Here is a 24365-nt window from a genome sequence, read left to right as displayed (position 1 = left end):
GCTCTGGCGCGCTTACTTGGCGAACATCGGGTCTTCGAGCTTTAGCGAGCCATCCTCGATCTGGGCTGCGACCTCGCGCATCTTGGCCACCACCTCCGGATGATCGGCGATGAGGCAGCCGCTGTCGGCCAGTTCGGCTTCCTCGAGCGCGATGGTCGATACGCCACCTTCCTTGAGGCCGAGCGCCATGGTGAGCTTCTTCTCGCCCTCAAGGATCGCGCCGATGGCCTGGACCATGGCGTTGTCGACGCGCTTCAACGTGACATCGACCACGTGGCCGGGCGCATTGGGGCACTGGTTCACATCGACGGAATAGACCTGGAAATCCTTTTCCTTCGCCGCCTCGAAGACGCCGAAATCACCGCCCGATGTGGCCGTGAAGATCTGGTCGGCTCCGGCAGCATTCATGGCCACGGCCTGTTCCTTGGCGCGCACCGGATCGGCAAACGGATTTTCGCCACCCACCCAGCGAATGTCGACCGAGGCGTCGGCATTCACCGACTTGACGCCATCGGCATAGGCATCCGTGTAGCGGTGCAGGAAGGGGATATCGAGCGCGCCGACAACGCCAACCTTGTTGCTCTCGGTCAGCATGCCGGCGGCGACACCCACGAGATAGCTCGCCTCATATTCGCGGAAGACCGCGCAATGCACATTGTCGGGCCGGTCATCGATGCACTGGTCGACGATGAGGAACTGCGTGTCGGGCGCGGTGGGCGCGACCTGTTTGACGATGTCGTTGAACTCGAAACCAAGGAGCACGACGATATCCGCGCCCTCGTTGACGGCGGCGTTGACGTTTTCGAGACGGTCGGCAGCCGTGCGGCTCTCATAGGTTTCGACATCCGCGCCGTATTTCTCGCCAGCCTGCTCGATGCCGGCCTGGCCAAGCTTCAGGAAGGCGTTGACGCCGATCTGGTCGGGAGAGACGTAGACGAAAAATTTATCCGCCGCAGAAGCAGGAACGGTGAATGCTGTCGTTGCCAGAAGCCCCACCGCCAACCAGTTTTTCAAACCCCTCATGCCATTACTCCCTGTTTGGCCTCCGGATCGCCGTGCGTTCATTCGGACGCAAAAGAACGATCTGATCTTCTGATGGAGCATCGGAATAAGCAGAAAACCGGTTTCCGCTTTTCGGTCCGATGCTTTAGTCGAAGGCATACTGACGCACCGACAGGACTTTGACAATTGTCAAGCTGACTGATCATTGTGGAAGTCTGAGCGAACGAGGTTGGTCATGCCCCCTTCATGGTTTGTACAAAATGCCGGTGTGCCGGAGTTCTGGACCGAGGAGCGGTGCTTCATCACAGAGTTGATGAACACGCCCGCTTCGCCCGAAACCTCGCTGGCAATAGCGCGTGTGGAACCTGGGGTGACAACCCAGTTGCACAGTCTGACGGGCGTTTGCGAGCGCTATGTCGTGCGTAGAGGCGAGGGTGTGGTGGAGATCGATGGGGAACGTCAATTCCTCTCCATCGGAGATCAGGCCATCATTCCGGCCGGTGCGGCGCAGCGCATCATCAACACCGGGACAGAGGATCTGGAGTTCTATTGCGTCTGCACGCCGCGCTTCACGCCGGAGACTTATGTGAATCTTGAAGATTGACGCACAAAAAGGGGCCGACCTTTCGATCGACCCAAAACGTTTGCCGGCCTGAGTGTTTCGCCAGTCCTTTTGGTCCGGCTTCGTGACCGTCAGGACTGCATTTCACGAATTTTGTAAGCGACCTCGGTTCTGTTGGTCGCGTTCAACTTTTTCATGATGTTGCGAATGTGCACTTTGACCGTGCTTTCACACAGCTGAAGTTCATAGGCGATGATCTTGTTTGCCTTGCCGCGGCGCAGCGCCTCGGCAACTTCGGCCTCGCGGGCGGTGAAGAGATTGCCAAGGCCGACCACGCGGCTGCTGTTCGAATTGATGACATCGCGCATGGCCAAGACACCACTGGCAGGAACAAAAACCCCGCCTGCCCGCGCCAGAAGAATGGCTTCCGCGGCCACGTCGACACCGACATTGCTGGGTATGTACCCCTTGGCCCCGGCTTCCAGCGCCTTGAGTATCTGCCCCAGATCATCCGTATCAGCGATGACGATAACGGGTTGCTCTTCGAATTCTTCAGCAAGATCGTGGATTTCGTTGCAGATGCCCTGTTCGGTGATCTTGCGGCTGCCCACAATGAGAAGGACAGCTTTGGGATGACGTCCCCCGGCGATCTTATGCCATTCGTCCGAAGACCCGACGGCGAAAATGTCGAGAGAGGGGTTCTGCGTTTCCAGACTGCGGGCCAAACATTCTCGGTCCAGCACTCTGGGATCAATCAGAAGGACGAGTTCCCGATCCGTTTCGTCTCGTGCTTCGTCCCAGTCTTCCGGCGAGGGCGCTGCCAGTGCACCGCCCGATGCTTTCATGAGTCCGTGTAGATTATTGCTGCTGCTTTGCCCAATCTTTGCGTGTTCCATGACTAAAGCTCCCCAACACTCACCCAAGACAAACCCCAGTGATATTGGAGAAGCGCGTTCTTATTCTTATTGCACGACCCACCCTCCACCGAAAAGTTTAACGGCGGCGCGAACCCCTCTCAGAGGCCCTCAACAGGATTATCACTTGGAGATTTATTATCCTCACGATTGGGGACATTTTGCATTAACATGGATCAATTTTATGCAAGAATCATTCAATATGATTATAACTGTAAAATACTTCACCAGGGTTGCGATCCAACCCCGCCACAAGAATAAATTGAATTATCTAACTTTTTCGGAGTAAATGCCCTCAATTTGCCTGCTGAGAGGCGATTTTCGGGACATTCACGCGGTTTTTCGTTTATTTCCGACAGTCTACATGAACAGACTGCTGCCGTGACAAGCACCCAGAAGCTGTAACCACAGGCATTTCATCCCAGTTGATATATCGGGATATACTACTGCTCGAAGAATAAATCTCAGGAGACGAGCGGATCGGCTATCGCCAGATAGGATCCCTCGAAGCCTGTGGCCTCGATCAATCCAGCGCGATTTTGAAACGTGACCACACCGCTGCGAAAGGACACGTAGCCGCTTTCGCGCAGTTTTCTCAAAACCCGATTGACGTGCACAACCGACAGACCAAGCGCATCGCCCAGGTCCACCTGGGTCAAAGGACAGGCAAAGGAGCTTGCTCCCTGCCCCTCATACACGCCGACGCGAAACGAAAGCTCCAGCAGAAGATGCGCTACCCTTTCGAAGGCGCCACGCCGGCTGATGTTGACAAAATGCTCTGCCGCACGAGCATAGCGCCGTGCCATTCCCTTGAGAATGAACTCGCGCACATGACGTGGATAGGTCGACAGATTTTCGTAGATCGCACCGGGAAACTCAAAGAGAGTGACCGCGGTAAGTGCTCTCACTTCCTCTCGGGCCCATTCGGTTGTGCCAACGGTGATCACATCGCCGGTCAGGGAAAAATCGACCACCGTGCGAGAGCCGTCTTCGAGCTCCTTGCCGTTGGACACCCACCCAGACACGACCAGAAGGACAGCGCGCTTCTGTCCATCCATATCCGCAATGGTATCACCGCTTGAATAGATGCGCTTTCGCAGTCCGGAGTGGTTCGACTTGTTCGCCCCCATCCCGAACATGCCACGAGCCGTTTCAGCCTCCAGATAATGCAGGATTTCCCTGTAACTTTCGGTGCCCCGAACCGGCATACTACCCCGCATTCTGCTTGTCCGACCACTTGCGGGTCGGCCACTGTCGCGACCCGAAGTACTCATGGGACAAATATCCGAGGTTTAGACACTCCACCATCAACCTCGGCTTTTCCTATAGTCCCCAGCAGTCGACAATACTCCAGAAAATTCTGCAACGGGACAGGGAGAACAGTAGACAACACGGCTCTACGCCCAAATCACAAATACGTTAGCTGGCTTGCAATATAGCAGACACAAAACCGCCTCACCCGACGGGCGGCCATCACTCTTTTGCGCGTTGGTTCTGGCATCTTAGGTATAATCCTCGCTCGGTTGTCATGCTCTTGCGGGTTGCAGGCCACAGGTCGATCTCTTCAGATCTTCGGCCAGATCTCCTATTGCTTCTCTCGCTTTCTCCTTGGATGGATGCTGAAAAAAAGCACCATCCTTCTGCGTCAGTACCTTCTGGATGCGCTCAGCAATGCTACCCACCCCTCCTTTGTGCGTCGGGACGAAGAAAGGTTCGCAATCAATCATCCGGAAAAACGCGCCGACCTTCTGATCCCATCCAAGACCGACGGGCGGAACACAGAGGGCGTAGGCCGTGATACAAGCATGCAACCGGTGTGCAGCCACCACGTCGAGTGTACCGATCAGAGCAATCAGTTCCTGCGGAGTGCAGGGGCGTCTGGCAAAGCGGTATCGCGTGGAGACCACAGTTCGCGTTCCGGCGATCTTGTCTTCAATCTGCTTCAGAGAAGCCTGATCCTCCACCGCGCCGTTGGTGAAAAAGAGCACATTGCACCCCGTCTCCTGCAATGTATCGGCCAAGGCAAGATAGTCGCCCACAGTTGCCAAAGGTATATCTCGCCCTGGGCCCGCGTGCCGCTTGAGAACCAGTGGATTTGTTACGCACAAACCAACCAGCGGGGGTACATGCGCCCGAACGGTGTTGGCTGCCGGCTGTAGGGTCAGAGCCGGATCGGGTGCAAGATCAGGGCTTGGCCAGTCAGGGAAATGCTGCCGCCAGTTCCGCCGCGCGCCGGGATCACGCACGGTGACGCGAATGACACGGCACCTGCGCAGCGTTTCGAACAACCTGACAGCGCGCGGCGACCAATTGCGCCCGACACCAACGGCGTGGATCGCAACCGGGCGACCTGTCTCACGGCATAGCTCCAGCACCTGAGCGATCTTTAAAGGGAAATTCAGATCATCATCCTGGAAGAGATTGCCGCCCCCGATGATGACCGCATCGGCCTCGGCAATCTTCTGCCGCCACGTATCTCGTAGTGCGGACAATCTCGCGCCAATGACGCGCTCAACCAGCTTCCGGCGGAAAAAGGGGGGCATGGCTTGCAAGAGGCGCAGCGCCTGCGAACGCCCTGCATCTTGGGTCCCGTAAGACACACGACCGGCCAGATCCAAGGTTTCGATCTCAGCGCCCGGCAAGGCAAGCCCCAGTTCCCGCTCCAGGCATTCGGCCAGAATGCCATCTCCAAGATTCGGACTGTACCGAACGTTGAAGATAACAATCCTCATTGCACCGCCTCCGCCGCTGCCGGCCGGAATGTCCTCGCGCGGGCAGGATTCCAACGCAGTGCAGCCGCACTCCCTGCAAGAACGTAAAAGAGAAGCCCGAGATCGTAGACGGTTCCCGAGATCATCGCTTCGCAAAGCCCTGCGAATACGCCTGCCTTGGCAGCTCGCATTGTCGTGTGCTCACGGATCCCGCCCCCACTCTTCATCGAAAGAATGTTGCCAACGAACAATGCAAACAGAACCGTACCGATCAGTCCGACATTGGAAAGGAGTACAAGCGCATAGCTGGAGGCACGTGCACTGCCGAGACCGGCACCCCATCCCCATGTATCGAGAAAGACCTGAAACGCCACCGCATTCCATTGCATGCGCTCACGCGCTGATTGGCTGTTGAGCTTGGAGTAGAGCGTCTCGTCCAGAAATTCCTGCACTGCTTTCGCAAATTCGGGCATCAGCACGATAATCAACATAAAGCAGAGCGGAACAGCGAGGATGGCGAGAGCTATGGCTCCCGGCCGGCCGATGACATGTCCTGCATAAGAAGCCGGCAACGCCCGCCAGAACAGAAAAACCGCCACCATGGCGAGGCTGACCAGCGCCGTGGTGGAGGTCGAAAGAAGCAGAGCAAGCAACAGCAGGCCGGCGACTAGTCCGGTCGTCACCGTTCGCATGCGGTCAATCCATAAACTCGCGGTGAACGCGAACAGAACAATCGTGTAACCCGCAAAGGCCGAGGCCTCGGGAAATGTGCCCGAGATGCGCTTGAAACCCGCCTTTTCCGACCCGGTCAAAAGCGCGTAATTCGCCGTGCGTATGAAATCAAAGAGATGCGCCGTGCCTGTGCGATAGGTGATCACGTCCAGAAGCGCGAAGACCAAATTGGCGACGGCAAGAACCAACATGGCGTTGATCACGTCGCGAGCTGTGCCGCCACATTTGAGATAGGCGTATGTGAAGGCGAAGCATAAGAGCCCGCCGACCGCATAGATCGTTTGGGTGATGTTGTTGCTGGAGAATGACAATGGCGTGAGATCGATGATGCGATGACCAGCAGAGGAGCGAAGCACAATCATCGTTTCGGTCACGCCCTCCATCAGGCGCGGCAGGAAAAGAGCTGAGAAAACCCCATAAACGGTGAGCAGCAACAACCATATGCCAGGCGATGCCGAAGACACCGCCGCAAAAACCGGTTTCTCGCCGAAAGCCATGAACAAACGCAGGCAATAAAAGGCGAGCAAAAGGCTGGGAACGAGAACCGAAGCGCCGCCCAGACCAGGCACACCGAATGCGGCAGCGGCACCAAAGAGTGTCGAAAAAACAATGACAAAAAAGGAAAGCCGGGGCGGAGAAACAAGCACGACCGTCCCAACAAGCAGAGATAAAAAACCCAACAACTCGATGGGCATGGTGCGCCTCGCCCTTTTGCCGCAGAAGCGGCGTAAACCCGGCTAAGAATACCACGCAAGCGATTGAGCGTCGCGTTTCGGGGGGTACCACTTATGGTCAGTGGGCCGGCATTTGGCTGAATTCCGGGACGAGCCAGGGCGATGTTACCCTGCCTGCCGGGAGGTAGCTGCAGTGCCGTTCACCCCAGTAAAAGCGCCTCATCTGACACGCAGGTGTGCACTCGTTGGCGGTGCAGCCGCTTTAAGCGCGTCACTCGTTCCCCTATTGAGGCCTGTCTCATCACGCGCCGAGGATCAGTTCCTTACCGAAGGTGATAGATTGAATATGGAGACCTTGCGGGTTTCCTTCGACGAGGATTTCTCCACGCTGGACGTTTCAGCCTGGGGGCCAGGAACACGCTGGATCGCACACACACCCTGGTCGGGAGATTTCGGCGGCGCGCGGTTTGCCAATCCCGGTGAGCGATCACCGTTCCGAATTATAGACGGCAAATTGCGCATTGAAGCCAAGCGCGACCCGGAAGGCGACTGGCAATCGGGATTGCTCGCCTCGGTGGATCCGGATGGGAACGGGTTTTCTCAACAATACGGCTATTTTGAAATGCGTGCGCAATTGCCGGAGGGGCCCGGTGTGTGGCCGGCCTTCTGGCTGATCGGCAAGGATCGCTCGAAGGCCACAGCCGAGATCGATATTTTCGAATTCTACGGGGACAAACCCGACGGTTACTCCTCGGTCGTCCATGTCTGGCATCGGGACGGGCGCCATTATTCGCGCTTTCATCGAAACGCGGTCTTCGTGGAGGCAAGGCCGGGTGCGTTTCACACCTATGGGGTGAAAGTGGATCCGGACTGGATCCGCTTCTATTTCGACCGCGAATTCGTGTGGAAGACAGAGACCCAGCCGGAACACCGGCAGCCGCTTTATATTCTGCTCAATCTCGCCCTGGTTGACGGACCAACAAGGAACGCCACCCCAGACCCCTCGCACATGATCGTCGACTATGTGAGGGCCTATCGCCTCGACTGAATTTCTAATGCTTTGGGATAGGCTTCGCCCTTCTCCCAACATCCTCCCCGCCGAATGGTTTATACAGACAAAAGCCCAAGACATCCGGTCGACCCGAAGATCATCCGGATGGCCATCTGTCTCTTTGTCGGCCTGCGTGAAATCCTTCTTCTCGAAGGCATGAGAACCATTTTTCTCCCGCGCCTCTCCTATAATCAGTGAGCGTTTTCGGATGCTTGAAACATAGGCGCGGGCTTTTTCGGGCGGGGCGTCTACATGCATCACAAACACCTGCAAGGCTTAAAAGGCTCCGGTGACGCTACATGGCCAGCAGCGCGGTGCGCCTACGAGCGCGATGCGGCAGTGCACGATAGCGTTGCCAGGATCGCGCGCGCCAGACCGGATGCGATCGCCATCACATTCGATGGCGTGGAGCTGACGTATGGCGCGTTCGAGCATGCGGCAACAAAACTTGCCGCCCGTCTCATCTCCATGGGTGTGCGCAAGGGGGACATTGTCGGCCTTCTTCTGCCCCGTGCCGCAAAAACGCTGATCGCCAAGCTGGCGATCCTCAAGGCGGGGGCAGCCTATGCGCCATTCGACCCGGCCTATCCGGTTCATCACCTTTCCTACATGATCAGGGACAGCGCACCCCGCGCGCTCATGATCGATCAGGAAAGCGCTTCGCTTGCCGCCAGTCTGCCGGTAGCGAGAGACTGCCTTGTCGATGCAGACAAGGCGCTTGCGGCACCCACAGGCAACGGGCTGCAAGAAGCTTTCCCCGAAGTGGGCGGCGGGGATGCGGCCTATGTGATGTACACGTCGGGTTCGACCGGACGCCCGAAAGGTGTCTTGATACCACATCGCGGCATTCAGCGGCTTGTTCGCGATCAGAGTTTTGTCGAATTTCGCTCTGACGACGTCGTGCTGCATACGGCGACGATCTCCTTCGACGCAGCCACGTTCGAGATCTGGGGAGCGCTTTTGAACGGCGCGCGGCTTGTGGGCATCGGCGACCGCACGCTTTCCATGCAACGGATTGCCAATACGATTGACGAAGAGCGCGTCTCGGTGATGCTGCTCACCACCGGGCTTTTCAACCTCCTGGTCGATCATCCGAGCGGAGAGCTTGCTTCGCTGCGTCATGTCTTGTTCGGAGGGGAAGTAGCCTCGGCAGACCATGCGCGGCGGTTCCTCGCAGCCCATCCCGAATGCCGCCTGACCAATGCCTATGGACCGACGGAAGTAACCGTAATCGCATCGACCTTCGATGTGCCGTCCGACTTTCGCGATGACACATTGCCGATTGGCCATTCCATCGCACACGGCCAGATTCACATTCTGGATGACGATCGCGCCGAGCTCCCACCGGGCCAGGAAGGCCAGCTTGCGGTTTCCGGCGACGGGCTCGCCATCGGTTATCTGAACCGGCCGGAGCTGACGCAGGAGCGCTTCGTCACGATCACCGCGAGGAATGGCGAGAGCCTGCGCTGCTATCTGACCGGCGACATGGCGGTGATGGATCCTGACGGGCTTCTGCATTTTCGCGGGCGGCGGGACCGGCAGGTGAAAATCGACGGCAAGCGCATAGAGTTGGATGAAATCGAAAACGCGCTGCGTCGCGACGAGGCGCTCGCCGACGCGGTCGTGCAGTGCCACCAAGCCGGCACCGCACGGCGGATGGTCGCCTATCTACGCCCACACTCCATGGGCGGCCTCGACGATATCACCTTCGCGGCAGGGGTGCTGTGGCGCCTGAAAGGGGTTCTTCCCGCTCACATGGTCCCTGGACGTGCGATCGTGTTGCAGAAGTTTCCGCTCAACCGTGCCGGCAAGGTTGACCGCTCTCGCCTCCCGGCCCCGACCGAAGCCCCGGCGGCGACGCCGGCAGAAGGAATGGAAGCCATCATCGCGCGGCACTGGCGCAGGGTGCTTGGCACCGAAAGTTTCGGCACGGATCAGAATTTCTTCGACCTCGGCGGAACGTCGATGCAGCTCATGCGCGTCCACGCAGCGCTGGAACAGGAGCTTGGCCGCAGCATCGACGTGGTGAGCGTGTTCGAGCATCCAAAAATCCGCAGTCTGGCGCGCTTTCTTGAGAAAGCACCGGACAGTCTCCAGAAGACCGCCACAGCACAAAGCCGCGCTGCGCGGCAGAAGCGGGTCATGTCGCAGTTTCGTCGGAGCAGGCAATGAGCGACCATATTCCGATGCAGTCTCAGCCGATGGAGCCTGAAACGGGACTGGATGAGGGCATCGGCAGCGTTGCGATCATCGGCATGGCCGGGCGGTTTCCCGGTGCGCCCTCGGTCGAGGCGCTGTGGCAGATGGTGCGCGAGGGGCGGCATGCCTTCCGCTCTTTTGCAGCCGACGAAATCGAGGACGCCTATGACGAGGCGACGCGCGCCTCGCCAGACTATGTGCCCTCCCGCCCTTATCTGGACGATGTGGGCATGTTCGATGCGGAGTTCTTCGGCATGTATCCGCGCGAGGCGGCGGTGCTCGACCCGCAGTTCCGTCTGTTTCTGGAAATCTGCTGGGAAGCGCTGGAAAGCGCGGGTTGCGACCCCTTTGGCGCGAAACAGTCGATCGGCGTCTTCGCCGGCTCGGCGATGAGCACCTATCTCATCAACAACATCCTGTCGGACCGGAAAAAGGCTGAAGCCTTCACCTCCGGCTATCAGGTCGACATGTTCAATGAACTGGTGGGCGCGATCAACGACACGCTGGCGACGCGTGTGGCCTACAAGCTCGACCTGAAAGGGCCGGCCTTTACCATCCAGTCGGCCTGCTCTACATCGCTCCTGGCGGTGACGCAGGCCTGCCAGAACCTCTTGACATATGGCTGCGACATGGCGCTGGCGGGCGGTGTGTCGATCTCGGTGCCGCAAAAGCGCGGCTACATCCACGTGGAAGGCGGCATGGTTTCGCCGGACGGTTGCTGCCGGCCCTTCGATGCGCAGGCAGGCGGGACGGTGTTCGGCAGCGGCGGCGGCGTGGTGCTTCTGAAACGGCTCGAAGACGCCATCCACGATGGCGACACGATCCATGCCGTCATTCGCGGCTATGGCGTCAACAATGACGGCGCGGACAAGGTGGGCTACACCGCGCCCAGCGTTTCTGGACAGGCCGACGCGATTGCGGCAGCCCTTGCCAGTGCCGGCATCGACCCTGAGAGCATCGGTTATGTGGAGTGCCACGGCACTGCCACGCCGCTCGGCGATCCCATCGAATTCAACGGTCTGATGAACGCTTTTGGCGGCGATGGCGCTGAAGGTCACTGCGCGCTCGGGTCCGTGAAGGGGAATATCGGCCATCTGGACGCCGCTGCAGGCGTCACCGGTCTCATCAAGGCGGCACTCGTGGTGCGCGACGGCGAGATCCCGCCGGTGGCGAATTTCGTGTCGCCCAACCCGCATATGGCACTGGAAAACAGTCCGTTTCGCATTCCAACGGAGCGCGTAGCGTGGGAAGCGGCGGGCGCAAAGCGCCGCGCCGGCGTCAGCTCGTTCGGGGTGGGCGGCACCAATGCACATGTGGTGCTCGAACAGGCGCCCGACAGAGACGTTCTTTCGGAGACATCGCCCGACCGCACGTTCATTCTCCCGCTTTCGGCGCGGAACGAGGCGGCGCTCGCCGCGATGCGCAAGAATTTGGCCGGGGCACTGCGCGAGAGCACAGAGCCGCTCGCCACCGTGGCGCACACGTTGCAGTGGGGGCGGCACGCTTTTTCGCACCGAACGGCGATTATTGCGCGCACGCGCGACGAGGCGATTGCGGCACTTGAAGCAGAACGCCCGATCAGCGGCGCGGCAGAACAGGATGCCCCGCCCGTGGTCTTCATGTTCCCAGGTCAAGGGGCGCAGCATGTGGGCATGGGTGGCGCGCTTTATGGGACCGAACCGGTCTTTGCCGAATGGATCGACAAAGGTGCTGATCTTCTTGAGCCTCTGATTGGCCGTGACATTCGCGATTTCATCCGGCTGCCCGATGGCGAGGTGCCGCAAGAGCTTTCCGAAGCACTGCGCGACACGCAGATCGCGCAGCCCGCCCTCTTTCTCGTCGAATATGCGACGGCAAAACTCTGGATGAGCCGTGGCCTCATGCCCGAAGCCATGATCGGCCACAGCGTGGGCGAATTCGTTGCCGCAACACTTTCGGGCACGATGCGCTTCGAGGATGCGCTCGGGCTGGTCGCAGCACGCGGGCGGCTGATGCAGAGCCAGTCCACAGGAGCCATGGTTTCCGTGCGGTCGGATGCGGAAACGGTCGAAGCGCATCTTTGCGACGGGGTGGAGATCGCAGCCCTCAATGCACCGAAGCTCAGCGTCATTTCCGGCACGTTCGACGCGATGGACGAGACATGTGCAGCGCTTGACGCCGCAGGCATCGCCTACAGCCGGTTGCACACCTCGCATGCCTTCCATTCGGCCATGATGGACGAGGCTGCAAGCGAGCTCGAAGAAGAGACGGCAAAGGTCGAATACGGTCCGTCCACCATTCCCTACATTTCGTGTGTGAGCGGCGACTGGCAGACGGACGGGCAGGGCGCTTCGCCCGCATACTGGGCGCGCCACTGCCGCGATACGGTGCGCTTTGCCGACGGCATCAAGACAGTTGCGCGCGAGCGCAGGCCCGTTTTCATCGAGGTCGGCCCCGGCCGCACGCTTTCGGTTTTCACCGCGCAGACGCTGAAGCGCGATGACATCGCCGCCATCATCCAGTCCCTGCCCGAACACGACCGCGCATCCTTTGGTGAGGAAGTCTTTGCCGAAGCCCATGCGCGGTCGTGGATCGCCGGCTGCGGGCTCGACTGGCCGGCCCTGCCAGAGACGGCGCGGCGGAAAATCCCGCTGCCGACCTATCCCTTCCAGCGCCAGATGCACTGGATCGACGCACCGACGCCGGAGAACCGGGCGCATGCGGCACTTGCCCATACGCTGCCCGAAACACCGGTACAAGCAATCCCGACAGACGGAATGAGCCCAATGACCACCGCACCTGCAACAACCGACCGGCGCGCCACGCTGGAACGCGCCCTGACCGCCCTGCTCTCAGACCTTTCAGGCGAAGACCTGCCAGACGATGCATCCGGAGCGACCTTTCTGGAGCTTGGCTTCGATTCCCTCTTCATCGGCCAGTTCGCGCAGAAGGTGGAGAAGGAATACAGGATCAAGCTCTCCTTCCGCGAGCTGCTCGGCAACATTCCGACCATTCATGATTTGGCGCGACACCTCGACACCGAACTGCCGGCAGATGCCGTGCAGGCGGTGTCTCCCTCTCCGGTGGCTCAGGTCCCCCCCACGCCGGACGTCGCGTCTGCTGCGCCATCTTCAGTGGCGAATGGAACTCCACAGGCACCTCATGGGCTCGAGGCGCTTTTCCAGTCCCAGTTGCAGATGGCGCAGCAACTTTTTGCGCAGCAGTTCGCAGCTATCCAGTCGCTTGGCGGCTCCGTGCCGGCGGTCGCGCCTTCAGCCGCGCCGCAGGTTGCACCGGCTCCAGCCGCCGCGCCTGCGCCGGACACGAGCGGTGACGAGAGTGAGATCGGCGGCGGCCGCATCCGCGTGTACAAGCCCGGCGCGCAGGCCGGCGAAAAGGCGCTCACGGAGGAGAAACGCGCCTTCATCAACGATCTGGTTACCCGCTATTGCGAGAAAAATGCGCGGTCCAAAACGTTCACGCAGGCACACCGGGCCCATCTGGCCGATCCACGCGCGGCCTCCGGCTTTCGCGCCGACTGGAAGGAACTGGTCTTTCCGATAGTCTCCGACCGCTCGAAGGGATCGCGCATCTGGGACATAGACGGCAATGAATATATCGATCTCGTGAACGGCATGGGGCAAACCGCCTTCGGCCACGCCCCCGACTTCGTGGTCGAGGCGATCCGCGCCCAGACCGACAGAGGCTTTGCCATTGGCCCGCAGACACCGCTCGCCGGCGAGGTGGCGGAGCTGATCAGCGAACTGACCGGGCACAGCCGCGTCACCTTCTGCAACACGGGATCGGAAGCCGTGATGGCCGCCATGCGGGTTGCCCGCACCGTGACGGGCCGCGACCGCATCGTCGTTTTCGGCAACGACTATCACGGCCAGTTCGACGAGGTTCTGGTCAAGGGCCGCAGCCGTGCGGGGCAGCATCGCACCCTGCCCATAGCCGCCGGCATTCCCACAGATTCCCTGTCGAACATCACGGTTCTGCCCTATGGCGCGCCTGAGAGTCTCGACTGGATCGGTGCCAATGCGGACGAGCTTGCGGCCGTCATCATCGAGCCGGTGCAAAGCCGCCATCCGGAGCTGCAACCGGTCGAATTCGTGCGTGCGCTGCGCGCGCTCGCAACGGAACGCGATTTCGCACTGGTGTTCGACGAGGTGGTGACGGGCTTCCGCGTCGACCCCGGTGGCATGCAGGCAGTCTGGGGCATACGCGGCGACCTCGCCACCTATGGCAAGGTGCTGGGCGGCGGAATGCCGATCGGTGTTCTGGCCGGAGACAGCCGGTATATGGATGCGCTCGACGGCGGTCACTGGGATTATGGCGATGACAGCGTGCCAATGGTCGCGCCGACTTTCTTTGCAGGCACATTCGTGCGCCATCCTGTCGTGCTGGCGGCGACACGCGCAGTGCTCGAGCACATCAAGGGTGAAGGCCGTGCGCTCTATGACCGGGTGGCCACCCGTACCGAAGCGCTCGTCACGGAGCTGAACGGTCAGCTTTCGGATCGCGGGATTGCGACACAGATCCATGGTTACAAGAGCTGGTTCGTGACAGATTTCGGCAATGCCGACCCGCTCGGCGCGCTGTTTTATCCCTATGCGCGGATGCAGGGCCTGCATGTCCAGGACGGCTATCCCTGTTTCCTGACGACCGCGCATTCGGAAGAAGACTTTTCGCGCATTGCAACGGTCTTCGGCGAGACGCTCGACGCGCTTCAAGGTGCCGGCATTCTGACCGCCGATGACGGACGGGCCGAGCGACCCATCGCGAAGCCCGTGCAGGAGACGCCGCAACAGGCACCGTTGACCGAGGCGCAGAAGGAAATCTGGCTTGCAGCCCAGGCCGGTGACGAAGCCTCCTGCTCCTTCAACGAATCCTTCAATCTCACGCTCGATGGCGCGCTGGATGAAGCCGCATTCTGCAAGGCGTTTGATCTTATCGTTGCGCGACACAATGCGCTTCACATCCGTTTTGCGCGCAGCGGTGAGCATTTCGAGGTGACACCCGACTTCCGCATCGACATGCCGTTGACGGAGGTTTCGGATAGCGAAGCGCTAGCAAAGATCGTCGAGCGCGAAGCGCGTACCCCGTTCGATCTCGTCAATGGCCCGCTGGCGCGCGCGGAACTCGTTCGGCTTTCAAACGAGCGGCACGTACTTGTCTTCACGGCCCATCATATCGTTTGCGACGGCTGGTCGGCGAATGTCCTGATCGATGAACTGGGAACGGCCTATAGCGCGCTTGCTCGGGGCGACACACCTGACCTGCCGTCGGCACTGGCTTTCTCGAGCTATGCGCAGGCGCGCGCGAGCCGGACGGACGACGATGAAGAGACGGAGCGGTTCTGGCTTTCGCAATTCGAGACCGTACCGGACCTGCCGGACATGCCGACCGACCGCCCGCGCCCAGAACAGCGCAGCTTTGCCGGCGGCACCGTGACCGCGCATATCGACAGCGACGTCTACAGGCGGCTTAAAAAGGCCGGCGCGAAGAACGGTGCGACGCTGTTTTCCACCCTACTCGCAGCCATGCAGGTGATGATCGCGCGGCTTTCGGGCAGCAACGACATCGTGATCGCCGTGCCTTCGGCAGGGCAGAGCCTGCTTGATGACGAAACGCTGGTCGGCCATTGCGTCAATCTTCTGCCCCTACGGCAGACGCTGGATGAAGAACGGTCCTTTGCCGAGCATTTGAAGGACACGCAGCAACTGGTTCTTCAGGCTTTCGAGCATCAGGACTTCACCTATGGAACGCTGGTGCGGAAGCTTGGCCTGAAGCGCGATCCAAGCCGCCTTCCCCTGACCGAAATCCAGTTCAACCTGGAGCGGGTGACAAAGGGGATGGATTTTGGCGGGCTTGCCGCCGAGGTCACGCCCAACCCCAAGGCGTTTTCGAATTTCGACATGTTCGCCAACATGATCGAGAGCGAGGACGGCATCCGCATCGATGTCGACTACAATGGCGACGTGTTCGATCCGGAAACCATCGAACGCTGGCTCGGCCATTTCGCCACGCTCGCCGATGCTCTTGCGAAGGATATGAGCACGCCCATCGAACGCCTGCCACTCATGTCTCAGGACGAGATGGACTGGCTTACCTATGAGCTCAACCAGACGCAGGCGGCCTATGATGACGAGCGCTTTGCCTTCGAGCTGTTTGGCGACCGCGCGGCAGAAACACCCGACGCCATTGCCGCCACTCATGGCAAGGAAAGCATCACCTATGGGGAACTCGATGCGCGAAGCTGGCAGATGGCACGGCTGCTCCAGGAAAAGCTGCTCGTGCCCGGCTGCCGTGTCGCGGTGGCGCTCGACCGCTCCATAGACATGCTGGTGACGCTGCTGGCGATCATGAAGGCCGACCACATCTATGTGCCGCTCGACCCGGATCATCCCGAAGCGCGCCTGCGGCAGACCATGGAGGCAGCCAAAATCTCCGCGGTGATCTGCAAGAGTGACAGGATTGCGGCCCTTGCCGGTGAAGACGTGCTGCCGATCATGCTCGATGAGGAGCGCGATGCGATTGCCGCCAGGGATGCGGCACCGCTCGAGGAGCGGGTTCATGGCACGCAGGCTGCGGCCTACATCATCTTCACTTCAGGTTCGACCGGTGTGCCGAAGGGCGTGGAGGTTCCGCACAACGCACTCGTCAACTTCCTAACCTCCATGGCGAAGGAGCCCGGCTTTGCGGCGAACGACACACTGCTTGCCGTCACCACCATTTCCTTCGACATCGCAGCGCTGGAACTCTACCTGCCGCTGATCTGCGGTGGCCGCGTGGTGATCGCCGACAGGATCGAGGTGCAGGACGGATTCCGACTGGTCAAGCGTCTCGAGGACTGCGGCGCAACCGTTTTGCAGGCCACACCAACCCTCTGGCAGATGCTTGTCGAAGCGGGGCTGGGCGAGAGGAAATCGCTCAAGATGCTGTGCGGGGGCGAACCGCTGCCCGCAACGCTGGCGCAGAGCCTGTGCGCGCTGGGCGGCGAATTGTGGAACATGTATGGGCCGACGGAAACCACGATCTGGTCGTCGGTCGCGAGGATGGATGATCCGGATGCGCCGATCACCATCGGCCAGCCCATCGCCAACACGCAGCTCTACATTCTGGACGCGCGCAACCGGCTTGCGCCCGTGGGCGTGACGGGTGAACTGAACATTGGCGGCGACGGCCTTGCCGTCGGCTATTTCAAGAACGCCGAGCAAACCCATGCCGCTTTCCGCAATGTGTCGATTGGCGGCGTTCCGCAACGGCTCTACAAGACGGGAGATGTGGGACGGCGCCTGGCCGATGGCTCGCTCCAGCTTCTGGGGCGCCGCGACAACCAGATCAAGCTGCGCGGCTTCCGTATCGAGCTGGGCGACATCGAGGCGGTCATCGCAAAGGCAGATGGCGTGCGCCAGTGCGCCGTTGTCGCCCCCGTGAACCGCAATGGCGACCGGCAGCTCGTGTGTCACACCGTGCCTGACGATCCGGCGAGCCCGCCGGAAGCAAAGGCGCTCAGCGCCCATGCCAAGGCGCATCTTCCCGGCCATATGGTGCCCGCCTTTTGGGTCAATGCCGAAGCGCTGCCCCAGACGGCCAATGGCAAGCTCGACCGCAAGACGCTCGAAAAGCAGGGCATCCCGCGCCAGGAGGCGGCCATCATCCGCACCGCGCCGCGCACGCCCATGGAAGAGAAACTCTCGGCCATCTGGCGCGACGTGCTCAACATTCCCGAAATCGGCGTGGAGGAGAACATCTACGCGCTGGGGGCGGATTCGCTCAGCATTTTCCGCATCGCAGCCCGGATGATTGATGCCGGCCTGCCGCTGGAGGCGCGGCACCTCCTGCAGCACCCCACGATTGGGGAGCTGGCGCTGATCGCCGATGAGGCCGATGACGAGACTATGAACGGGATCAAGCCGCATGTGCCTTCGCTGAAAGATTTCCGGCACGGCGCGCGCCGCCGCATGGAGGCACACGGATGAGCGACATTGAACACCGCGTGATGGCCTCCGGTTCGGACGACATCATTGGAGAATTTCCCTGCACGCAGACGCAGATGCGTTGCTGGTTCCTGGATCGTCTGAATCCGGGAAACCCCGCGCTCAACGTCGCCGTGCGGTGGGAGATTCGCGGGAACTTCAGGACCGAGAGCATTGAGGAGGCTTTCCGGCAGATCATCCAGCGACACGAGGTCCTGCGAACCCGTTTTGTGGAGACGGATGGGCAACCCATGCAGCAGGTGGTGCGCGGGGTCGAGTTCCGCATGCCGGTCATCGACCTGCGTCACGTGCCGGAAGACCAGCGCGAGGCGCGCATCCAGTCGATCAGCAGGGAGACGGCGGCAGCGCCGTTCGACCTCGGCCAGCCGGGGCTCTTCCGCGTCACGCTCCTGATGGTGGAGAACCGGCGCGGTTTCATACTCATCACCGCGCATCAGAGCTGTTTCGACGGCTGGTCGATCCGCGTTCTGGGCCGCGAAGTGGGAGAACTCGCAGCGGCCATCGACGCGAAACGCGCGCCGCACCTGCCGGAGCTGGCGCTGCAATATGGCGACTTCGCGCTGTGGCAGGACGAATACCGCAACAGCTATGGTTTCGAAGCGGAGAAGACCTATTGGCGCGAACAGTTGCACGATGCGCCCTATTTCGAGATCAGGCCGGACCGCCCGCGCGGGCGCGTAAAAACCAGCCGCGGGGAGATCCTTTCCGCCGTGCTCCCGCTGGAATTCGGCGAGCGGATCGAGGCGGCGGCGCGGGCGCATCACGTATCGCTGTTCAGCTATGGCGCGGCGGTCATCAGTGCTGCACTTCACCACTATTCGGGCGAACGTGAAGTGCTGTTCGGGACGCAGATCGCGGGGCGCGAGGATGTGGATCTGGAGAATCTGATCGGCGTGTTCATCAACAATCTCGTTCTGCGTTTCGATATCGGTGAGGAGTTGAGCTTCGCCGATCACCTCTCAAGGGTCAGCGCAACAGTGGGGGCGGCCCTCAACCACCAGAAAATGCCGTTCAACAATCTCGTCGAGCTGATCAATCCGGTGCGGGATCCTTCCCGCAATCCACTTGTTTCGGTGAACTTCAACCAGCAAAAGGCCTTTCTGGAAGACACGCGCTATGGCGATTTCGAGCTGATCAGCGCCCCGTCGCAATCGCCGGGCGTGATCTATGATCTCAACTTCATCATGATCGGCCGGCCGACCGGCTGGCGCATGTCGGTGGAATACAACACCGATCTGTTCGACGAAGCGACCGCGCGGGAACTGCTCGATCTGTGGCAGAAGGCCTATGCCTTCGCGCTTGACGATCCGCAGGCGAGGATTGGCGCGATGGCGGGGCCGGTTCGTGCCGGCACATTGCCGAAGGAAGCGCAGCCGAAACCGGCATCGCGGCTGGAAGCGCTGCTTCTCGCGCAACCGGATGTCGCCGATGTCGCGGTCCGGCGAGACGGACCGGTCGGCCGGTCTCACGCCTTCGTGGTGCCGACTGCAGGGCTCATGGTGCCGCTCGAAACCCTTCCTGCACAACTGAACGCCTATCTGGCAGAACGGCTGCCAGAGGAAGAGTTACCCGCCGCAATCAGCGTTCTTCTTTCCCTGCCGAGACGGGCGGACGGCGCAGTGGAATTGCCGGCAATGCCGCCACCCACGGCCAATGTCCCTGCCCCGGTTCCAGCGAAAGACCCGGCCCCGCCGGCAGACAGGCAGGCGGAGCTTGGCCGGATATGGGCGCGTGTGCTTGACGTGCCGCGGGTGGGTGCAGACGACGACTTCTTTGCGCTGGGCGGTCATTCGCTTCTGGCTCTCAGAATGTTCTCCGGCGTGCGCGACGCCTTTGGCATCCAGCCTGACCTCGCTCTCCTTTTCAGGGAGCCGACGCTCTCGGGCTTCGCGTCCGCGATCTTCGGCACACAGCCCGCCCCTGTCGCAGAACCGACGGAAAAACCGGAGGCCCCGTCGCCGGTCACCGTGGACTGGGAGACAACGACCTACCGGCAGGGCAGCGGAGACTGCGCGGTCTATACGCTCAACCACCCCTTCCTCTATTACCGGATGGCCAAGTCGCTTCCCGGTCATGCCTCCGTCGTCAATCTTCACATGTTCAATGCGCGGATCGATGAACAAACCGAAGGCTTCTCGCTGGAAAAGATCGCCGGCGATGCGGTGGACGCTATGCAGCTTGGCGACACACCAAAAACCGTCGCGCTGGTGGGGCTTTGCGTCAACGGCATCCTGGCCGCCGAGATGACCCGCCAGCTGCGGGCCCGGGGGCATGATGTGAGTTTCGTCGCGCTGATCGACAGCTGGGCGCCCGGTTATGTGCGTTCGCAGCCGGCCCTGACCCGCTGGCGCTGGAACACCGAGAAACGGGCAAAACGTCTCGTCTATTTCACCGGCAAGCTTCTGCGCGGGCGTATGTCGCTGATCACCTATCTGAAGGAGTTCAGCCTTTCGCTGAAGCTTGTCGAGCGCTTCGCGCCCGCCCGTGCGATGAACGAGGAAGAGCAAACCACCGAAGCGGTCACCCAGTATCTCGTTCGTGCGGCCCGGCGTTACAGTCCGCGTGCGCTTTCCGGCGAAACCGTGCTTTTCTTCCGCAGCCAGGCCACACACCGGCGCGCAAGGCGGCTTCTGTTCGGGTGGCGTGGTTTCGTGCCGGATGAATCACCGGTCTTCGATCTTAGCGGCTGGCACGAGGATTCGCTCAGCGAAATGGGGATCGACAAGCTTTCATCCGTGCTGGGCGAGCGCCTTGAACTGGGAGGTTCCGCTGACCGCCACTCCTGATAAGCAAGGCAGGCGAAGCCAGTCGACCACGCCCCTGCGCATCGGCATCATGCGGCAGGCGGGCCAGTCATTCGAGAACTGGGAATTGCAGCTCATCGAGCGGCTGCTTGCGGACCGGCGTTTCCGGCTCGTCGCGTTTCTGAACGTTTCGAAGCAGAGCGGCGAAAGCCACGCCGACATGCTGACCAGATTGGTCGCACAGCTTGACGGCGCACTTTTCGCACGACAGTCCCGCTATGGCGCAAAACGGTTCGAGCGCGCTCGAAAAACCATTCTGAACATTCCGCTGGACAATGCCGTGGAGGATTGGGCCGTGGAGGATGGCGACCGGCACAGGCTGCAACTCGATATGATCCTGCGTCACTGCGATGCAAAACTGCCCGAGCCCGTCCTTCGGGACCTTCCGCTCGGCGTCTGGTCGCTCAGTCATGTTTTCACACAGTCGGGCTCGGCAAGCTGGGACGGCATCGCCGATATGGCGGCCGGTGCTCCGACAAGCCAGCTCTCGCTCTTTCTGGAAACGGCACGGCACCCGGAAAGGCGCGTCATCGCGCAGGCCGAATTCAATGTGAAATTCAGTGCGGCGCGCAATGCCGCCTTCATCAAGGAAAAGTCGGCTCTGCTTCTGATGCGTGAACTCAGGCGCATCGCGGATACCGGCAAACTGCCAAAGCCGCTCAAAGCCCCCGATGCCGTCCAGGCGCTCAGGCCGCCCGGCATTTTCAGGACAGGCCGCTATGCAGCGGCACTCACAAAAAACATAGCGCAGCGGGCGCTCAAAAGCGTGCGCCGCGCCTCCCATCAGGAAACCGCCGTCTGGACGCTTTTCAGCGGGCGCGGCGCCATTGACGATTTCGATCCCAGCGAAGCCATCGAGATCCCGCCGACGGACACAGCCATCAAGGCCGATCCCTTCCTTTTTCACCATGAGGGGCGGACTTATCTGTTCTACGAGAACTATGGACTGGGCGATACCAAAGCGCACATCGCTGTGGGCGAAATCACCCGCAGCGGCTTCGAGCCTATCGGCATAGCGCTGGGCGGCAGCGAGCACCTCTCGTTTCCCTTCGTTTTCCGCGTGGGGGACGAGATTTTCCTCATGCCGGAGACGCATCAGAGGAAGCGCATCGAAATCTGGCGCGCGGTGAGCTTTCCGTTGATCTGGGAGCCCTATTCCCGGGCCTTTGAAGGATGGTCAACCGCCGACAGCACGCTTTTCAAACATCGCGGTCAGTGGTGGCTTTTCACCAATCTTTCAGAGCATCATGCGTTCGAGGATCACTGCTCCGCGCTCTACGCGTTCCAGGTCGACGGACCGGAATTGAAACGGATCGTTCCCCATCGGCGGAATCCCATTGTTGTGGGCAGCGCCACGGCACGCAATGCCGGCCGCATCTTCTCACGCCATCGCCGGCTCTACCGGCCCGCGCAGTACAATGCGCACGGCATCTATGGCTACGGTCTCAACATCATGGAGATCGAGCAACTGGACCTGGATGATTATCGGGAAACATGTGTGCGCCGCATCCTGCCCGATTTTAAACCGGGCCTGACCGGCTGCCATCATTTCGATGCGAGCGGCTCACGCTATATTCTGGATGCGCGGCTCAACGCCTGATGGTGCTCGATGCGCGCGGTGGGCCGCCAGGCTCCGCGCCTTTCTCGCCGGGCAGGCTGAAGCGTGCCGCCGCGATAGTTCAGCGAAACGGCGTTGCCTGCCGTCAGCGCCGCGACCGCGCCGACATAGCCGCGCGGCAGGGTCAGATTCAAAAACTGCCACTGGGCCGGCGCATCGTCCACGCCATCGAGCCGCAGCAGTCGCGGCTCACCGACGGGATCGATGGTGACATCAAAGGATTCAAGCGGCAGCGAAAGCCCCGCACCATGCGCCTTCACGAACGCTTCCTTGCGTGTCCAGCAGCGGAAAAACGCTCCAAGATAATCCTGCGCCGGGACCGCCCTGAGCGCTTCATTCTCCGCTTGGGAGAAAAAATGCTCTGCGAGATTTTCCCGGAACGGGAGTACACGTTCGATGTCTACGCCGAGCTGATAGCGGTCGGAAACCGCCAGAACGGCCGTGGGGCCGCTGTGACTGAGATTGAAATGAAGCGGCGGTTCACCGCGCCCGGCAAGCCGTGGTTTGCCAAAGGCATTGTATGAGAAAGCTAGCCGGTTTGGCGCAACGCCGAGATAGGATCCGAGGATCGCCCTCAGCCGGCCCCGCCCGGCGATGAAACGCAGCCGGTGCTGCTCATGCACGAAGCGAGAGGCACGTGCGAACTCAGCCTCGCTGAGTGCCGAGACGAGCGGCGGAAGCGCCTCCAGGGATACATCGAGGGTCCACTGCCAGACATCGATCGTGCCGGCGCCTATGCTCACCGGTTTAAGCTGCATAGGACAACCGCCTTTCCGGCGCTTTCCCCCCGACCATGCGGCGGGCAAGATAGGCCATAAGTGCCGTCGGATAGTTTTCGCCAAGGCTGATGCGGCAAGTGCGTTTCAGAATATCCAGCGAGCGGGCACACATGTCGGGCCCATACTCCACATCGGCCGAAGCCCAGCCATAGGGGTTCATGGCCGGATGGAATGCCCGCTTCTCAAGGATCGGAGTCCAGTGGGTGCAGACGTGACGACTTGAATCGAAAACACGGTAGACGCCGCGCCTGTTCCGGGCGGCAAAGGCCTTGGCCTCGCCTTCCGTCTCGAACAGAACATGGAGACCGACGGCGTTTTGCGGATCGTTGTGCGGTCCCAGCCGGAAGGCATCGCTGCCCGACAGGATGTGCGACATGACCTGATGCCGCCTGCGCATGCGGCGCAGCATGGGATCGAGCTTTGCTAGCTGCACATTGAGCATTGCCCCCTGGATCTGGCTTGCCTTGAAGTTCACGCCGAAAAAACTCGGCTCGTTGTAATTGTCGAGATGTCCGCGAAAGAGTTCACCCACATCATGATACATGCGCGCGCGGGCGAAATACCGGTCGCTCTGGGAGGCCACCGCACCACCCTCGCCGATATTCATGTTCTTGAACTGGTTGAAGCTGAAAGCGCCAATGTCGCCAATCGTGCCGACACGCTGGCCCCGGTAACGCACGCCCACCGCCTGGCAGGCATCCTCGATCACCATGAGACCGTTCTGACGGGCGAGTGTGGTGATCGCCTCCATGTCGCAGACCATGTTGGCCATGTGCACCGGCAGGATCGCACGGGTGCGCGGCGTGATCTTGCGCGCAATGTCTTCGGGATCCATGGTCAGCGTCTCGTCGATATCGACGATGACCGGAACAGCCCCCACGGCGAGCACGGAAGCGGCCGTCGCAATCCATGTATAGGCAGGCACAAGCACCTCGTCGCCGGGCCCGACGCCGGAGGCAGCCAATGCACTGATCAACGCGCCTGTGCCGCTGCTGACTGTCAACACATGTTTGACGCCAAACTTTTCGGAAAATGCCTTTTCGAACCGGTCGAGCGGCCCCTCGCCGGGACCGCCATACCGGGCAAGACGCCCCGAGGCGATGACCCCGCCGATGGCCAGCCACTCACGCAAACCAACTTTTGCCATGATGTTTTCCCGCTTGGCCGAGGGACGAGCCATGCCCGCGGCGCCCCAATTGTTCTTCAAGCGTATGCCCGGGCCATGGGGTTTTCAAATAATCCAATAATGTAGCGCCGCGGCGCTGCGCACTACTTCACAGTGGCCAAAACCCTTAGCAAGTCGCCCCTTCTATGCAATTTGGATGAGTTCGGATGCG

Annotated in this window: 13 protein-coding genes; 6 read left to right on the top strand and 7 right to left on the bottom strand. The window is 60.8% G+C overall.

All coding sequences use genetic code 11. The features are described from left to right. Nucleotides 1-12: 12 nt before the first annotated feature. A complete protein-coding gene (locus AC2CHD_RS12440) occupies nt 13-1023 on the bottom strand; it encodes a BMP family ABC transporter substrate-binding protein (protein WP_484553939.1) in 1011 nt (336 codons plus the stop codon). 214 nt (nt 1024-1237) lie between these two features. Between AC2CHD_RS12440 and AC2CHD_RS12435 the strand changes: the two genes are divergently transcribed. After that, nucleotides 1238-1606, top strand: coding sequence for a cupin domain-containing protein (locus AC2CHD_RS12435; RefSeq protein WP_229447635.1), 369 nt, complete (start codon nt 1238-1240; stop codon nt 1604-1606). Between the two features lie 89 nt (nt 1607-1695). Here AC2CHD_RS12435 and AC2CHD_RS12430 read toward each other — a convergent pair whose 3' ends face one another. The 4 genes from AC2CHD_RS12430 to AC2CHD_RS12415 form a co-directional block, all read right to left on the bottom strand. Next, the gene (locus AC2CHD_RS12430) at nt 1696-2409 is read right to left on the bottom strand and encodes a response regulator transcription factor (protein ID WP_229447636.1); all 714 of its coding nucleotides are present in this window, start codon (nt 2407-2409) and stop codon (nt 1696-1698) included. Nucleotides 2410-2942: 533 nt separating this feature from the next. Continuing rightward, entirely contained in the window at nt 2943-3698 is a 756-nt protein-coding gene (locus AC2CHD_RS12425; RefSeq protein WP_484553938.1) for a Crp/Fnr family transcriptional regulator, read from the bottom strand. Between the two features lie 306 nt (nt 3699-4004). Beyond that, nucleotides 4005-5210 carry a polysaccharide pyruvyl transferase family protein gene (locus AC2CHD_RS12420; RefSeq protein ID WP_484553937.1) on the bottom strand — a complete coding sequence of 402 codons (1206 nt, stop codon included), beginning with the start codon at nt 5208-5210 and terminating at the stop codon, nt 4005-4007. After that, the gene (locus AC2CHD_RS12415; protein WP_484553936.1) at nt 5207-6616 is read right to left on the bottom strand and encodes a hypothetical protein; all 1410 of its coding nucleotides are present in this window, start codon (nt 6614-6616) and stop codon (nt 5207-5209) included. The genes AC2CHD_RS12420 and AC2CHD_RS12415 overlap by 4 nt, the downstream gene beginning before the upstream one ends. 325 nt (nt 6617-6941) lie before the next feature. Between AC2CHD_RS12415 and AC2CHD_RS12410 the strand changes: the two genes are divergently transcribed. From AC2CHD_RS12410 to AC2CHD_RS12390, 5 genes are all read left to right on the top strand, one after another. Then, nucleotides 6942-7643: a glycoside hydrolase family 16 protein gene (locus AC2CHD_RS12410; protein ID WP_229448109.1), complete on the top strand. Its 702-nt coding sequence runs from the start codon at nt 6942-6944 to the stop codon at nt 7641-7643. A 255-nt stretch (nt 7644-7898) separates the two neighbouring features. Further along, nucleotides 7899-9818, top strand: coding sequence for an amino acid adenylation domain-containing protein (locus AC2CHD_RS12405; protein WP_484553935.1), 1920 nt, complete (start codon nt 7899-7901; stop codon nt 9816-9818). After that, nucleotides 9815-17809, top strand: coding sequence for a hybrid non-ribosomal peptide synthetase/type I polyketide synthase (locus AC2CHD_RS12400; RefSeq protein ID WP_484553934.1), 7995 nt, complete (start codon nt 9815-9817; stop codon nt 17807-17809). The genes AC2CHD_RS12405 and AC2CHD_RS12400 overlap by 4 nt, the downstream gene beginning before the upstream one ends. After that, entirely contained in the window at nt 17806-20613 is a 2808-nt protein-coding gene (locus AC2CHD_RS12395; protein ID WP_484553933.1) for a condensation domain-containing protein, read from the top strand. The genes AC2CHD_RS12400 and AC2CHD_RS12395 overlap by 4 nt, the downstream gene beginning before the upstream one ends. After that, nucleotides 20579-22231 carry a glucosamine inositolphosphorylceramide transferase family protein gene (locus AC2CHD_RS12390; RefSeq protein WP_484553932.1) on the top strand — a complete coding sequence of 551 codons (1653 nt, stop codon included), beginning with the start codon at nt 20579-20581 and terminating at the stop codon, nt 22229-22231. Before AC2CHD_RS12395 ends, AC2CHD_RS12390 begins: the two co-directional genes overlap by 35 nt. On the opposite strand, the gene AC2CHD_RS12385 is transcribed toward AC2CHD_RS12390, so the two are convergent. Beyond that, nucleotides 22201-23007 carry a 4'-phosphopantetheinyl transferase family protein gene (locus AC2CHD_RS12385; protein ID WP_484553931.1) on the bottom strand — a complete coding sequence of 269 codons (807 nt, stop codon included), beginning with the start codon at nt 23005-23007 and terminating at the stop codon, nt 22201-22203. The two genes, AC2CHD_RS12390 and AC2CHD_RS12385, sit on opposite strands and share 31 nt — an antisense overlap. Continuing rightward, a complete protein-coding gene (locus AC2CHD_RS12380; RefSeq protein WP_484553930.1) occupies nt 22997-24175 on the bottom strand; it encodes a DegT/DnrJ/EryC1/StrS family aminotransferase in 1179 nt (392 codons plus the stop codon). The genes AC2CHD_RS12385 and AC2CHD_RS12380 overlap by 11 nt, the downstream gene beginning before the upstream one ends. Nucleotides 24176-24365 lie beyond the last annotated feature (190 nt).

It is taken from the genome of Nitratireductor sp. ATLC21 (assembly GCF_057196525.1).
This window is presented reverse-complemented; position numbering and strand designations above follow the sequence as displayed.

Coding starts and splice junctions, on each gene's coding strand:
- AC2CHD_RS12440 (WP_484553939.1), bottom strand. CDS start 1,023: ATGAGGGGTTTGAAAAACTGGTTGGCGGTGGGGCTTCTGGCAACGACA.
- AC2CHD_RS12435 (WP_229447635.1), top strand. CDS start 1,238: ATGCCCCCTTCATGGTTTGTACAAAATGCCGGTGTGCCGGAGTTCTGG.
- AC2CHD_RS12430 (WP_229447636.1), bottom strand. CDS start 2,409: ATGAAAGCATCGGGCGGTGCACTGGCAGCGCCCTCGCCGGAAGACTGG.
- AC2CHD_RS12425 (WP_484553938.1), bottom strand. CDS start 3,698: ATGCGGGGTAGTATGCCGGTTCGGGGCACCGAAAGTTACAGGGAAATC.
- AC2CHD_RS12420 (WP_484553937.1), bottom strand. CDS start 5,210: ATGAGGATTGTTATCTTCAACGTTCGGTACAGTCCGAATCTTGGAGAT.
- AC2CHD_RS12415 (WP_484553936.1), bottom strand. CDS start 6,616: ATGCCCATCGAGTTGTTGGGTTTTTTATCTCTGCTTGTTGGGACGGTC.
- AC2CHD_RS12410 (WP_229448109.1), top strand. CDS start 6,942: ATGGAGACCTTGCGGGTTTCCTTCGACGAGGATTTCTCCACGCTGGAC.
- AC2CHD_RS12405 (WP_484553935.1), top strand. CDS start 7,899: ATGCATCACAAACACCTGCAAGGCTTAAAAGGCTCCGGTGACGCTACA.
- AC2CHD_RS12400 (WP_484553934.1), top strand. CDS start 9,815: ATGAGCGACCATATTCCGATGCAGTCTCAGCCGATGGAGCCTGAAACG.
- AC2CHD_RS12395 (WP_484553933.1), top strand. CDS start 17,806: ATGAGCGACATTGAACACCGCGTGATGGCCTCCGGTTCGGACGACATC.
- AC2CHD_RS12385 (WP_484553931.1), bottom strand. CDS start 23,007: ATGCAGCTTAAACCGGTGAGCATAGGCGCCGGCACGATCGATGTCTGG.
- AC2CHD_RS12380 (WP_484553930.1), bottom strand. CDS start 24,175: ATGGCAAAAGTTGGTTTGCGTGAGTGGCTGGCCATCGGCGGGGTCATC.